12 protein-coding genes and 1 tRNA gene are annotated in these 12,401 nt (G+C 69.0%); 8 read left to right on the top strand and 5 right to left on the bottom strand.

Annotated elements, in window-relative coordinates; genetic code table 11:
* Positions 1 to 700, bottom strand: a 700-nt coding sequence (locus tag CH341_RS20575) for a nicotinate-nucleotide--dimethylbenzimidazole phosphoribosyltransferase (protein ID WP_111420851.1), incomplete at its 3' end; no start/stop codon positions are given.
* A gap of 16 nt (positions 701 to 716) precedes the next feature.
* Here CH341_RS20575 and cobS point away from each other — a divergent pair.
* Together cobS and CH341_RS20565 are read left to right on the top strand one after the other, a co-directional pair.
* Positions 717 to 1,499, top strand: coding sequence for an adenosylcobinamide-GDP ribazoletransferase (cobS, locus tag CH341_RS20570; protein ID WP_245431164.1), 783 nt, complete (start codon positions 717 to 719; stop codon positions 1,497 to 1,499).
* Position 1,500: 1 nt separating this feature from the next.
* Entirely contained in the window at positions 1,501 to 2,076 is a 576-nt protein-coding gene (locus tag CH341_RS20565; RefSeq protein WP_111420850.1) for a histidine phosphatase family protein, read from the top strand.
* Between the two features lie 72 nt (positions 2,077 to 2,148).
* Here CH341_RS20565 and CH341_RS20560 read toward each other — a convergent pair whose 3' ends face one another.
* Together CH341_RS20560 and CH341_RS20555 are read right to left on the bottom strand one after the other, a co-directional pair.
* Positions 2,149 to 3,822 carry a methyl-accepting chemotaxis protein gene (locus CH341_RS20560; RefSeq protein ID WP_111420849.1) on the bottom strand — a complete coding sequence of 558 codons (1,674 nt, stop codon included), beginning with the start codon at positions 3,820 to 3,822 and terminating at the stop codon, positions 2,149 to 2,151.
* Positions 3,823 to 4,036: 214 nt separating this feature from the next.
* Positions 4,037 to 4,831, bottom strand: coding sequence for a TetR/AcrR family transcriptional regulator (locus CH341_RS20555; RefSeq protein WP_111420848.1), 795 nt, complete (start codon positions 4,829 to 4,831; stop codon positions 4,037 to 4,039).
* Positions 4,832 to 5,002: 171 nt separating this feature from the next.
* On the opposite strand from CH341_RS20555, the gene CH341_RS20550 reads away from it, so the two are divergent.
* Entirely contained in the window at positions 5,003 to 6,199 is a 1,197-nt protein-coding gene (locus CH341_RS20550; protein ID WP_111420847.1) for an ABC transporter substrate-binding protein, read from the top strand.
* 27 nt (positions 6,200 to 6,226) lie between these two features.
* Positions 6,227 to 7,270: an aromatic ring-hydroxylating dioxygenase subunit alpha gene (locus CH341_RS20545; protein WP_210208482.1), complete on the top strand. Its 1,044-nt coding sequence runs from the start codon at positions 6,227 to 6,229 to the stop codon at positions 7,268 to 7,270.
* A 22-nt stretch (positions 7,271 to 7,292) separates the two neighbouring features.
* Here CH341_RS20545 and CH341_RS20540 read toward each other — a convergent pair whose 3' ends face one another.
* Both CH341_RS20540 and CH341_RS20535 read right to left on the bottom strand, forming a co-directional pair.
* Positions 7,293 to 8,984: a methyl-accepting chemotaxis protein gene (locus CH341_RS20540; protein ID WP_111420846.1), complete on the bottom strand. Its 1,692-nt coding sequence runs from the start codon at positions 8,982 to 8,984 to the stop codon at positions 7,293 to 7,295.
* Between the two features lie 392 nt (positions 8,985 to 9,376).
* Positions 9,377 to 9,453, bottom strand: a tRNA-Arg gene (locus CH341_RS20535).
* Positions 9,454 to 9,580: 127 nt separating this feature from the next.
* Here CH341_RS20535 and CH341_RS20530 point away from each other — a divergent pair.
* From CH341_RS20530 to CH341_RS20515, 4 genes are all read left to right on the top strand, one after another.
* Positions 9,581 to 9,820 (top strand): hypothetical protein, encoded by a 240-nt coding sequence (locus tag CH341_RS20530; protein ID WP_111420845.1) that lies wholly within the window; start codon positions 9,581 to 9,583, stop codon positions 9,818 to 9,820.
* Positions 9,790 to 10,884, top strand: a complete 1,095-nt coding sequence (locus tag CH341_RS20525; RefSeq protein ID WP_245431163.1) for a hypothetical protein — start codon at positions 9,790 to 9,792, stop codon at positions 10,882 to 10,884. The genes CH341_RS20530 and CH341_RS20525 overlap by 31 nt, the downstream gene beginning before the upstream one ends.
* A gap of 74 nt (positions 10,885 to 10,958) precedes the next feature.
* Positions 10,959 to 11,891 (top strand): DUF5131 family protein, encoded by a 933-nt coding sequence (locus tag CH341_RS20520; protein ID WP_170149736.1) that lies wholly within the window; start codon positions 10,959 to 10,961, stop codon positions 11,889 to 11,891.
* The gene (locus CH341_RS20515) at positions 11,888 to 12,325 is read left to right on the top strand and encodes a hypothetical protein (protein WP_146604557.1); all 438 of its coding nucleotides are present in this window, start codon (positions 11,888 to 11,890) and stop codon (positions 12,323 to 12,325) included. Before CH341_RS20520 ends, CH341_RS20515 begins: the two co-directional genes overlap by 4 nt.
* Positions 12,326 to 12,401: the final 76 nt, after the last annotated feature.

The following is a 12,401-nucleotide window of genomic DNA, read 5'->3' as shown; positions in this document are numbered from 1 at the left end:
CGGCATCCTGCTGCTCGCCTACGCCCTCTACCGCCGCGACCCGGTCTTCATCGCCGACCAGCTTGGCGTGGCGCACGAGGCCGGCCTCGACGGCGTCGCGCTTGCGGGCGAGCCCGTGTTCGTCGACGCCGGTGCCGCGGCCGACCCAGCGGGTCGCGCCGCCGCCGAGCAGCGCGGCGCACAGGGCCGCGGCCGCCGTGGTGTTGCCGATGCCCATCTCGCCGACGGCGAAAAGGTCGTCGTCGGGCGACACCGCCTCGTATCCGGCCGAGACGGCGGCCAGGAAGTCGGCCGTCTCCATCGCTGGCGCCTTGGTGAAGTCGGCGGTCGGCCGGTCGAGCTCCAGCGGCACGACCCGCAAGGTCGCACCGGCCGTCTCGGCGAGACGGTTGATCCCGGCGCCGCCGGCGGCATAGTTCGCCACCATCTGGGCCGTCACGTCGATCGGGAAGGCCGAGACGCCGCGCGCCGCGACGCCGTGGTTGCCGGCGAACACCACGATGGAGACGCGGTCGAGCTTCGGAATCGGCCGGCCCTGCCAGCGGGCGAGCCAGACGGCGAGGTCTTCCAGCCGGCCCAGGCTGCCGGGCGGCTTGGTGAGCACGGCCTGGCGCGCCAGTGCCGCGGCGGCGGCGGCTTCGTCGCCGGCCGGCAGATCGCGACAGGCGGCGCGAAGGTCGTCTAAAGTGGGAAACGTCAACGGTGAGTCCTTTTCGATGACCAACACTTTGGACAACGGCAACAGCATGCGCGACTGGCAGGACGACCTGCGGGTCGCGGTCGGGCTGCTGACGCGAATCCCGATGGCCCATCCGGACGGGCCGGCGCCCTCATACCTCGCACGAGCCATGCGAGTCTTCCCGCTCGTCGGGGCGGGGATCGGGGCTGCGGTGGGCGTGGCCTATCTGGGGCTCCTGCTGGTCGGCGTGCCGACCCTACCGGCCGCCGCGCTGGCGCTGGGGGTGAGCGCGCTGCTCACCGGCGCCCTGCACGAGGACGGCCTCGCCGACACCGGCGACGGCTTCGGCGGCGGCCGCGACAAGGCCCGCAAGCTGGAGATCATGCGCGACAGCCGGATCGGCACCTACGGCGCCGTGGTGCTGATGGTGAGCTTCGCGGCGAAGCTGTTCGCGCTCGCCGCCCTGCCCCGGGTGGCCGTACTGCCCGTGCTGGTGGCGGCCCATGCGCTCGGCCGCGCCGCCATCCCGGCGCTGTCGTTCAAGCTGCCCGCGGCCCGCACCGACGGGCTCGGCGCCAAGGCCGGCACCCCCGCCCAGCCGATCGTCGTCACGGCCGCGATCATCGCCGCAGTGCTGGTCCTGATCATGCTGCCGCTCCGGGAGGCGCTGCTCGCCGTCGCCGTGGCCGTGGTGGCCGCGGCGGCCGTCGGGGCACTGGCGATGCGGCAGATCGGCGGGCAGACCGGCGACGTGCTCGGCGCCGCCGAGCAGGCCGTCGAGGTCGCCGTGCTGGTGGCTTGCGCGGCCCGGTTCGGCTGACATGAACGGCACCGGGACCGAGCAGCGCCTCTGGCTGATCCGCCACGCCCCGGTGGAGGGCCCGCGCGACGTCATCCATCCGCCGGACGCCCCGGCCGACACCAGCGACGGCGCCGCGATCGCCGCGCTGAAGGAGCAGCTGCCGGCCGGCGCCACCGTCTATGCCAGCCCGGCCCAGCGCACCGTGGCGACCGCCCAGGCGCTCGGGCTCGATCCGATCCTCGAGCCGGACTTCCGCGAGCAGGGATTCGGCGCCTGGACCGGCCGCCGGCACGCCGAGCTGGAGGTCGAGCTCGGCCTCGCCTACACGACCTTCTGGCGCTCCCCGGCCCGCCGCCGGCCGCCCGGAGGGGAGAGCTTCGTCGACCAGATCGAGCGGGTGCGCCGCGGCCTCGCCACCCTCCCCCCCGGCGACACCGTGCTGGTGGTGCATTCCGGGACAATTCGGGCCGTGCTGGCCATCGCCCTCGACCTCGCCCCCGAGGGGGCCCTGCGGTTCGTGATCGCGCCGCTGTCGCTGACCCGGATCGACCGCGTCGCCGGTGGCTGGCGGATCCGCCACGTCAACCGCCGCTGAGGGTGGGTCGGCGCCTCGTCAAGTTCCGTGACGCCCCCCACCCCCCCCCCGGGGCGACGGGCTGCCAGCGCGTCAGGCGGCCCGCACGCTCTGCAGGAATTTCCCGACCTCGATCTTGAGCCGTGCGCTCTCGCTCGCCAGCGACTGGGCGGAGGAGAGCACCTGGGAGGACGCCGAGCCGGTCTCGCCGGCGCCGCGACTGACGTCGGAGATGTTGCGTGCCACCTCGGTCGTGCCGGCCGCCGCCTGCTGGACGTTGCGGGCGATCTCGGAGGTCGCCGCGCCCTGCTCCTCGACCGCCGCCGCGATCGCCGCGGCGATCTCGGCGATGCGCGCGATGGTGCCGCCGATCTCCTTGATGGCGGCCACCGATTCCTGCGTCGCCGTCTGCATCCCGGAGATTTGGCTGGAGATGTCGCCGGTGGCTTTTCCGGTCTGCGCGGCGAGCGCCTTGACCTCCTGGGCCACCACGGCGAAGCCGCGTCCCGCCTCGCCGGCCCGGGCGGCCTCGATGGTGGCGTTCAGGGCCAGCAGATTGGTCTGCTCGGCGATCGCCGTGATCAGCTTGATCACGTCGCCGATCCGGCCGGCCGCCTGCGACAGCGCGCCGATGCGCCCATCGGTCTTTTCCGCCTGCTTGACGGCCTCGGCCGCGATGCGGGTCGATTCGTGGACCTGCCGGCTGATCTCGTTCACGGACGACGTCATCTCGTCCGTCGCCGAGGCGACGCTCTGGACATTGGCCGAGGCCTGCTCCGACGCGGAGGCGACCGTCGTCGACAGGCGCTGCGTCGTTTCGGCCGTTCGGGTGAGCGTCCCGGCGGCAGCCTCGAGCTCGGTCGAGGCCGACGATACCGTCTCCACGATCTCGCCGACGGCGGCCTCGAAATCGCCGGCGAGCTTGTGCATCGCCGCCTTGCGCTCACTCCCGGCACGCGCTTCGGCCTCGGCCTGATCGGCCTCCAGCTGCCTCTGTCGAACCGCATTGCCCTTGAAGACCTCGACGGCCTTGGCCATCTCGCCGATCTCGTCGCCTCGCGCCGTCCCCGGCACGGCGACGTCGAGCTTGCCGTCGGCGAGCGCCAGCATGGTGCCGCGCAGGCCGCCGATCGGACGAACGATCGCCCGCGCCGTGAGCAGGGCCGCACCGAGCCCGACCGCCAGGGCGAACAGGATGGAGCCGAGAATGACGACATGCGTGTTCTGAGCCGTCGCGGACGCGTTGGCCATGAAGCGGGCGGCCGTGTTGACCGCGAAGGTCCGCATCTCCTGGAGCGGCGCATCCACGGCGCCGATCGCTGCGGTCCCACGGGTGCGCATGACGGCGGCGGCATCCTCGCGACGCCCCTCCCGGCTGAGCCGGATCGCCTCGTCGCGGATCGGCTTCCAAGCGCCGAAAGCCTTCGCCGCCTCCTCGAGCTTGGCCTTGTCACCGAGGAACCGCTCACGAACGATCGCGAACTCCTCGTAGACACGCCTTTCGCTTCGGTCGATCTCGGCACTGGCGCGGTCGATGTCGGCCGGCTGCTGCGCCAGCGCGACGTCCTTCATGTCACGGTTGATCGCGATGATGTTCGCGTCGGCGACGTTCAGCGCGTTGGTGACGGCGAAGGGATGCCGATAGAGCGCGGCCGTCAGATCGGCGAGCGACGACGCGCTGTTGAATGCGACGGCACCGAGGCCGACCAGCAACAGCAGGACCGCGCCGAAGCCCGCGAGGATTCGCGTACGAATTCGGATTGTCATGGCAGACTCGGTCGGGGGTGGGTTGCAATCTGGCCCGACAGGGTCCGTCCACCTGCTCAACGGCGAGTTAAGAATATCGCATGCTGCCCCTCGAAGACGTCTTGGCTGTCCGGCTCGTTCCACATGCCGGACTGGCACGCCCGACGCGTCACCGCAGAGCGGCCTCGGCCGCGGCGGTCGCCGAAGCCTTCGGCCGCGAGCCCGCGGGCTGCCGCTATGGCCGGCGCACCAGGTCGTCGATCATGCGCTGCACATGCGCGAGCCAGGCGTCGCGACGCGCCGGCTCGGCGAGGTCCACCTGCATGTAGTTCGACAGCGTGTGGAGGTTCGACCGGTAGAAATAGGTCAGCGACAAGATCGACATGTAGACCAGGAAGCTATCGCAGTCCGGCCTGAACACGCCGCTCTTCGCGCCGTGATCCAGGATGCGCTCCAGTGTGAAGAACTGCGACGAGGCGAACGCCGCACGAATCTTGTTCTTGACGTGCCGGCCCTTGAAGAGATTTTCGGACGCCAGGATGCTGATCAGCTCCGGGTGCTTCCAATAATAGTTCCAGTTGAACGCGACGAGCGCGGCGAGCGCTTCGCGCGGTCGCGTCACGTCGAGGTCGAGCGCATCCTCCTTCGCCACCAGCTGCGCATAGCAATGCTCGATGACCTGGCGGAACAGCTCCTCCTTGCTGTGGAAATAGTAGTAGAGCATGCGGTCGTTGCTGCTCGCCGCCGTGCTGATGCGGTCGACCCGGGCACCGCCGTAGCCCTCCCGCGCGAACTCGGCGACCGCGGCTTTCAGGAGCGCCGCCCGCGTGTCCTGCGCGGCGCGGCGCCGGCGCTTCGGCTCCCCCCCGGCGAAGGACACCGGCTCGGGGGGGCTGGGCTCGGTTGACTTGGTGGCGCTCGGCTTGGACGCGGTCGGTTTGGGCTCGGCGGCTTCGGGCTGCGCGGTCGCCGTCCCGCGGCGCCGCGGCGCCCCAAGCCGCGACCTCGGCTCGACCAGCTCACCACCCATGGCACGTTCTCCCCTTGCTCGCCCAACAGCCTGCGTGGCCTGATTTTCGGCGATCCTTGCCCAGTTTTGAACCTTGACAGACAAGCCGTTCTCCGGTGCACTCATGTAGTAAGTACTACATACATTCGCAATCGCCGGTCTGACCGCCAGTTCCCCCGGCAGGAGGTCATCATGCACCGTCGCGTAGTCTTGCTGCTCTTGTGCACGCTGCTCGCTGCGCCCGATGGCGCCCGAGCCGAACCGCCGATCCGGATCGGCGACGTCTCCAGCTACTCCGCGCTTCCCGTCGGCACCCGCGGCTATCGCCAGGGCTGGGAGCTGGCGCGCGACCAGATCAACGCCCGCGGCGGCGTGCTCGGCCGGAAGATGGAGATCGTCGCCCGCGACGACGCCGGTAAGCCCGTGGACGCCATCACCCAGGCGGTGCAACTCGTGGAATCCGAGCGCGTCGACCTGCTCACCGGTGGCATCCTGTCCCATGTCGGGCTGGCGCTCGCCGACTTCGCCAACCAGAAGAAGATCTACTTCCTGGCGTCGCAGCCGCTCACCGACGCGCTGATCCTGGAGAAAGGCAACCGCTATACGTTCCGGCTGCGGCCCAGCACCTTCACCCAGACCGCCATCCTGGCGCGCGAGGCCGCCAAGATGCCGGCGAAGCGATGGGCCACCATCGCGCCCAACTACGAGTTCGGTCAGTCGGCGGTGGCGAGCTTCAAGGCGGAGCTGACGCGCCTGCGCCCGGACGTCGAGTTCGTCAACTCGCAATGGCCGCCGCTCGGCAAGATCGACGCCGGCGCCACCGTGCTGGCGATGATGTCGGCCCAGCCGGACGCGGTGTTCAACGCGACCTTCGGGCCGGACCTCGTCAAGCTCGTCCGCGAGGCGAATACGCGCCACGCCTTCGAAGGCCGCAGCGTGGTCAGCCTGATGACGGGCGAGCCGGAGTATCTCGCCCCGCTCAAGGACGAGGTGCCGTCGGGCTGGCTGGTGACCGGCTATCCCTGGGACACGATCCGCACGCCAGAGCACGACGCGTTCCTGAAGGCCTACCAGGAGCGCTTCAAGGAACCGCCGACCATCGGGGCGCTGATCGGCTACATCAACACGCTGGCGCTCGCCGCAGCGATCGACAAGGCCGGCACCACGCGCACCGACGACCTGATCAAGGCGACCGAAGGCTTGCGGATCGAGAGCACGCCGGTCGGGCCGATCGCGTTCCGCGCGCTCGATCATCAGTCGACGCTGGGCGTCTATCTCGGCCGGCTGGCGCTGAAGGACGGCCGCGGCGTGATGGTCGACTGGCGCTATGTCGACGGCAAGGACTACCAGGCGCCCGACAACGTGGTGGCGGCTCGCCGCCCCCAGTGACCTCGCGTCCTCGCACAAGGGTGACCCATGCTGGCCAACGCTCCCCGTAACGCCTGGTACCCGCTGACCTGGTCGCGCGATGTCGGCCGCACGCTCGCGCGCCACAAGGTTCTCGGCATCGACCTCGTCGTCTACCGCACCGAACGCGGCGAGCCGGTGGCGCTCGACGACGTCTGCCCGCACCGGCTGGCGCCGCTGTCCTGCGGCAAGCTCAAGGGCGATGCGGTCGAATGCGGCTATCACGGCCTGACCTTCGGGCCGGACGGCGCCTGCGTCCGGATCCCCGGCCAGACGACGGTTCCGACGAGCGCGCGGGTGCGCTCCTATCCGCTGCGCGAGCAGATGGGCCTCGTCTGGATCTGGCCCGGAGACGCCGCCCTCGCCGACACCGCGCCGGTCTACGACCTGCCGCAGTATCATTCGCCCTTGTGGCACGCCGTGGAGGGCGAGGCCCTGCACATCGGTACGAGCTATCTCAACCTCGCCGACAATCTCTGCGACCCCGCTCATGTCAGCTTCGTGCACCTGTCGACGCTCGGCAATGCCGCGAGCGAGGACATTCCGGTGCAGCACGAGGTGGTCGGCAAGGGCGTCGTGGTCTGGCGCTGGATCCGCGACGCCCCGCCGATCCCGCTGTTCGCCAAGTACGGCAATTTCAGCGGCCATGTCGACCGCTGGCATTACTATCACTACGACGCGCCCTGCATCGCCGTGATCGACTTCGGCAGCGCCGAGGCGGCGGCGGCGCTCGATCCCGCCGAACGCGATCGCGGCCTGCGCATCTTCGCCTGCCATTTCATCACGCCGGTCGACGCGCATCACTGCATCGACCACTGGCTGCACGTGCGCAACTTCGCCCTCTCCGACGCCGACGTCGACCAGCGCCTGCACGAGGACTTTCGCACCGCGTTCAACGAGGACAAGGAGATTCTCGAGGAGATCGACCGCGTCGAGCGGACACGGCCGGAGACGCGGCGCATCGGCCTGGCGATCGACGCCGCCCCGAAGAAGATGCGGCGCATCGTCGAGCGGATGATCGATGCCGAGAGGTCGCCGCTCGCCGCCGAGTGAACCGAGCCGCTGTGCGGGAGCGTCAGGCTGCCCGCACGCTGTCGAGGAACTTCGCCACCTCGCTGCGGAGCCGATTGCTGTCCTGGGCGAGCTGGCCGGCGGCGTTCAGCACCTCGCCCGACGCCGCACCCGTCTCCTCGGCGCCGCGGCTCACCGCCGTGATGTTCTGTGCCACGTGGCTGGTGCCCGACGCCGCCTGCTGAATGTTGCGCGAGATCTCCGCCGTCGCGGCGCCCTGCTCCTCGACGGCCGCGGCGATCGCCGAGGCGACCTCGGCGATCTGGCCGATGGTTCCGGAAATCTCCTTGATGGCCGACACCGAGTCCTTGGTCGCCGCCTGCATGGCCGAGATCTGGGCGGAGATGTCGCCGGTCGCCTTGGCGGTCTGCCCGGCCAGCGCCTTCACCTCGTTGGCCACGACGGCGAAGCCCTTTCCGGCCTCGCCGGCGCGGGCCGCCTCGATGGTGGCATTGAGCGCCAGCAGGTTGGTCTGCTCGGCGATGTCGGTGATCAGCTTGACCACGTCGCCGATGCGGTTCGCCGCGACGGAGAGCTCGTTCACCCGCGCGTCGGTCTTGGCGGCCTGTCCGACGGCATCGTCGGCGATGCGGCTCGACGCCTGGACCTGACGCGAGATCTCGCCGATCGACGAGCTCATCTCGTTGGTCGCCGCCGCGACGGCCTGGACGTTGGTGGAGGCTTCCTCGGAGGCCGAGCTGACCGTCGCCGACATCTGTTGGGTGGTATCCGCCGTGCGGGTGAGCGTCGTCGCCGTCGCCTCGAGCTCCGTCGCCGCCGACGAGACCGTCGCGATGATGCCGCCGACCGCGTGCTCGAACTGATTGGCGAGCGTCACCATGTCGGCCTTGCGTTTCGCCGCGGCAAGCGCCTCCGCCTCCCTCTGCTCGGCCTCGAGGCGGGCGCGCTCGATCGCGTTGGTCTTGAACACCGCCACCGCCTCGGCCATGGCGCCGACCTCGTCGTGCCGCCCGACGCCCGGGATCTCGACATCGAGCCGGCCGGCGGCGAGATCCTTCATGGTGGCGGTCATCCGCTGCAGCGGCTTGGTGATCCGCCCCGCCATGAAGACCGACACACCGAGCGTGATCAGCAGCACCAGCGCGGCGACGATCAGCGACCGCTTCGTCGAGGCCCAGGTCTGTGCTTCGAGATCGTCGATGTACACGCCGGTACCGACCACCCAGTTCCACGGCGCGAAGCGCATCGCATAAGTGATCTTGGGCTGCGGCGTCGACGCGCCGGGCTTGTTCCAGATGTACTCGAGAACGCCGGCGCCGTCGTTGCGGACCGCTTCATTCAGGCCGACCGTAATCAGGACGCCGTTGGCATCCTTGAGATTGGACAGGTCCTTGCCGACGATCTGCGGAGACAGCGGGTGCATGAGCATGGTGTTGCTCATGTTCTGTACGAAGAAGTAGTCGTTGGCGCCGTAGCGCATCACCGAGAGCCGATCCAGCGCCCGCGTCTGGGCCGCCTCCATGGTTATGGTGCCCTTCTCGGCGGCAGCATGCTCCTCCTTGACGATGCCTGCCGCGATCTCGACCAGATGCCGCAGTTCGATCTGCTTCTGCTCCTTGAGGCTCGACGCCAGCTCGCGAGAATCCAGCATCGAAACGCCGAGCAACCCCGCAAAAGCCAGCCCGATGAGCGCGTAGATCTTACGGCCGATCGTCATGTCGAAGCGCATATTCATTCGGGCTCGTCCTTCGTGGAGGATGATCGCGCCTAAAGGCGAAGGTCGTCTGCGAGGCTGACCGGGCAAGCGAAGACCGGCCTCGTCCGAAGCCGACGGAGGTATTGAATTATGAACATTACTACGCGGAGGAACTTAATAATTGCTTTGCATTGCATTCTGCTCGACGGCCGACAATCATTGCTGGGCTAATTCATAAATTAGCTCCTTTGTATGATATGAATTACTTTGCGAAACAGGCCGCCTGCCTGGGTGCAGCGAGACAAAAGGCGGCGGCATACGCGGGAGCTGCTGGCGCAGTGTTCCAGATGTGCCGACTGTAGCGGTCTGAGCGGCCGAGCAGCGTCGAAGCGTCCATCCGGCGGGAACGAACCGGTTCCTCGGCGATCCGATGGCGACCCCGGTAGGACTCGAACCTACGACCTTCAGCTTAGAAGGCTGCTGCTCTATCCGACTGAGCTACGGGGCCGAGGGGCGTTTTCCAACACAGTGCTCCAGGCGTTCCGACAAGAACCGGAACACCCGTTCGCCCTCCCTCGCATACCCGGCCATGACGATCAACCCTGGTCTGTGCGCGCCGACGGCGGACGGCTGACATGGCCGCCGTCACGGCCACGGGGGCCGTCACCACCTGGCTGATCTTCGCCACGGCGGCCCACAACGGCCTGCACCAGGGCGTTCAGGGCATCCAGTACCAGGACCTCGAGTCCTGCCGCCGCGCCGCCGCCCACATCACAGTGGCCCAGCGGCAGGCCGACGCCTGGTTCACCCGCTTTCCCTACTGCACCGACCGCCGGCCGGACTGGTGGTGGCCCGCCGGAGGGCCTCGCCCGTGAACACCCCAATCCGACGCGGAGAGATCGCGATGCGCAAGGTCACGGTGCGCCTGCACGACACCCATATCGGCATCTGGCAGGACGACGCCAGAGACCCGAGCTTCAGCCGCGAAATCTATGGCGGACTGATCCGCCACCTTCGCGGCGCCGGCTGGAAGGTGAGGGTCGATCCCCAGATCAAGCGGAACTACTCCTGCCTGTCCCCGTCGCACCGTCTGGCCGCCAAGGGCGCGCTCCGGGCTTCGATCAAGGTGTCCGGCCGCGTCGTGGAGATGGATGTCTGGGCCGAGACGTGGCCGCAGCGGAACCCGAACGGTCACCGCTACGACTTCGACAAACGGGCCCGGCTGGCTTACCTCGATCGCCTGCGACTGACGCTGGAGGAGCGGCGGGTGCTCGCTTGGCTGGGCACCGTCGCGACGATCGAGTCCGTCAAGCGGTTTGCTCTCGGCATCGGCCCGGGCTTCGGCGAAATCACCGCTCTCGCGCACATCGCCGACGGCTACGCCAAGAGCTGGCACAGCGACAAGGCGCTCGGTCGCCCGATCTGTACGGCTCCGAGCTATTCGACGTCCGCAGACGGCGGAACGATCGAGCACGGCGTCACGGTGTGGTTCCCCGACGGCAAAGGCCGCATCCTGCGCGGCACTGCCTATTACAACATCAACAACATGTGGTGGGTCGTTGCCGGGCCCTGGACGCTGCAGAACCTCGCCAGCTTCCAGGTCTACACTCGACAGCCCGACGACCTGCGCCGCAAGCGGAACGACAGGCTCCGCCGCGAGCGGCTCGAGCAGGTGTTAGGTGGCGCCATCGGCCGCATGGACTTCCGGAAGGCCGAGACGCTGCGCCGCCTGCTGTTCGGCGCCGAGCAGGCTTTCATGATCTGGTCGGAGCACAAGGAGGCGTACTATCGGCCGCAGGGCCGAGGCTACACCACGGACGCGATCAGGGCTGGCCGCTACACGAAGGCCGAAGCCGAAGCCGAGGTCCGCAGCGCGCCGGACAGGCTCCGGCTGGTGACGCCCGAGGGCAGGCTCGTTCGACTCGAGGTCGCCGCATGAGCACGATCTCGTGGCTGCGCGACAAGACCGGCCAGCCGGGCCGCACCTGGAATCCGATCCGGGCCCGACACCGGGTGACCGGCAAGATCGGCTGGCACTGCGAGCCGGTCCACGAGGGATGCAAGCACTGCTACGCCGGCGACCAGAACCGCATCGCCGCGCGCGGCGGCACCGGCCTGCCCTTCAAGCCCGGACACCGGGACGACGTCGAGATTTACCTGGACGAGAAGACGCTGCAGCAGCCGCTGCACTGGCGCAAGCCCCTGCGCATCTTCCCCTGCAGCATGACCGATCTGTACGGGCCGTGGGTGAAGCCCGAGTGGCGCGATCGCATCAAAGCCGTGCAGGCGCTGACGCCGCAGCACACCTACATCGAGTTGACGAAGCGGCCGGAGGTGATGCGGGCTTATCTGGACGCCGGCTTTTCCGTCATGGGAACGCCGAAGCGGGCGATGGCGATCGAAGATCTGATGTACGTACCCGGCAAGCCCGGGGTGCCGACGATCGATGTGTGGCCCCTCCCCAACGTGTGGGCCGGCCCGAGCTGCTCCACCCAGGCCGATGCCGACTGGATGATTCCGGAAGTTTTGCAGACGCCGCTTTCCAAGCGGCTGGTCTCATTCGAGCCGGTCCTCAACTACATCGACCTTGCCGAGATCAAATGTGGCGGCGGCGTCCTCTGGGACGTGCGCGGCGGCCGCGGCCGCACGGGCGGCCTCGATCTGGCGATCGTCGGCGGCCTCAACGGCCCCGAGCCGACCGACATCGACATTGTCCGGGACCTGGTGCGGCAGTGCCGCGCGTCGGCGATGCCGATCTTCGTCAAGCAGCTCGGCCGCACCTGCCGCATGTCGCGCGGTGAGGCCGAGATCGCCATCGCCGCAGGCGCCCGGTGGCGTCGCTACCAGGGCGTCGATGTCGTCCACTTTAACGACAGCAAGGGCGAGGACCCGGCCGAGTGGCCCGAAGACCTGCGCGTGCGGGAGTGGCCGGAGGCGCGGCCGTGAGCACGCTCTCCTATGTGGTGACGGCTGCCGCGATTGATCCCGATTGCGTGGCCGAGCGGCTCGACACCCTGTGCGGGATGCTGTCCCTGGAGCGATACCCCTTCGCCTCCGAGCGAACTCTGCAGGACGCGATCGAGACGACGTTCACGCGGTTCGGACTCGTGTTCTCGCGCGAGAGGCGTCTGAGCCCCGAAGACATTGTCGACTTCTTCGTCCCCGTCCTGCTGCCGACCGACGCTGCTCCACCCCACGGCATCGCTGTGGAGGTGAAGGTCAGCGGCAGCCGCCGGGACGTCTACCGGCAGTGCGAGCGCTACTGCCTGCACCCCGACGTCTGCGGCCTGGTGCTGGCGACGGTGCGCCCCGGCGCCCTGCCCCCGATGATCGCCGGGAAGCCGACCCGGATCGTTGACCTCGGGAGGGCCTGGCTGTGAACGTCCACGCCGAGCCGACCATCGACGGCGCCGCGACGATCTCGATCGCGTGCGCCGGCGAGGCTGCCGCGGCCGC

Source organism: Rhodoplanes roseus, from assembly GCF_003258865.1.
Taxonomy (GTDB): Bacteria; Pseudomonadota; Alphaproteobacteria; order Rhizobiales; family Xanthobacteraceae; genus Rhodoplanes; species Rhodoplanes roseus.
This window is presented reverse-complemented; position numbering and strand designations above follow the sequence as displayed.

What these genes read in the sequence shown, in the direction of transcription:
- cobS (WP_245431164.1), top strand. Translation starts at nt 717, where the DNA reads ATGACCAACACTTTGGACAACGGCAACAGCATGCGCGACTGGCAGGAC.
- CH341_RS20565 (WP_111420850.1), top strand. Translation starts at nt 1,501, where the DNA reads ATGAACGGCACCGGGACCGAGCAGCGCCTCTGGCTGATCCGCCACGCC.
- CH341_RS20560 (WP_111420849.1), bottom strand. Translation starts at nt 3,822, where the DNA reads ATGACAATCCGAATTCGTACGCGAATCCTCGCGGGCTTCGGCGCGGTC.
- CH341_RS20555 (WP_111420848.1), bottom strand. Translation starts at nt 4,831, where the DNA reads ATGGGTGGTGAGCTGGTCGAGCCGAGGTCGCGGCTTGGGGCGCCGCGG.
- CH341_RS20550 (WP_111420847.1), top strand. Translation starts at nt 5,003, where the DNA reads ATGCACCGTCGCGTAGTCTTGCTGCTCTTGTGCACGCTGCTCGCTGCG.
- CH341_RS20545 (WP_210208482.1), top strand. Translation starts at nt 6,227, where the DNA reads ATGCTGGCCAACGCTCCCCGTAACGCCTGGTACCCGCTGACCTGGTCG.
- CH341_RS20540 (WP_111420846.1), bottom strand. Translation starts at nt 8,984, where the DNA reads ATGAATATGCGCTTCGACATGACGATCGGCCGTAAGATCTACGCGCTC.
- CH341_RS20530 (WP_111420845.1), top strand. Translation starts at nt 9,581, where the DNA reads ATGGCCGCCGTCACGGCCACGGGGGCCGTCACCACCTGGCTGATCTTC.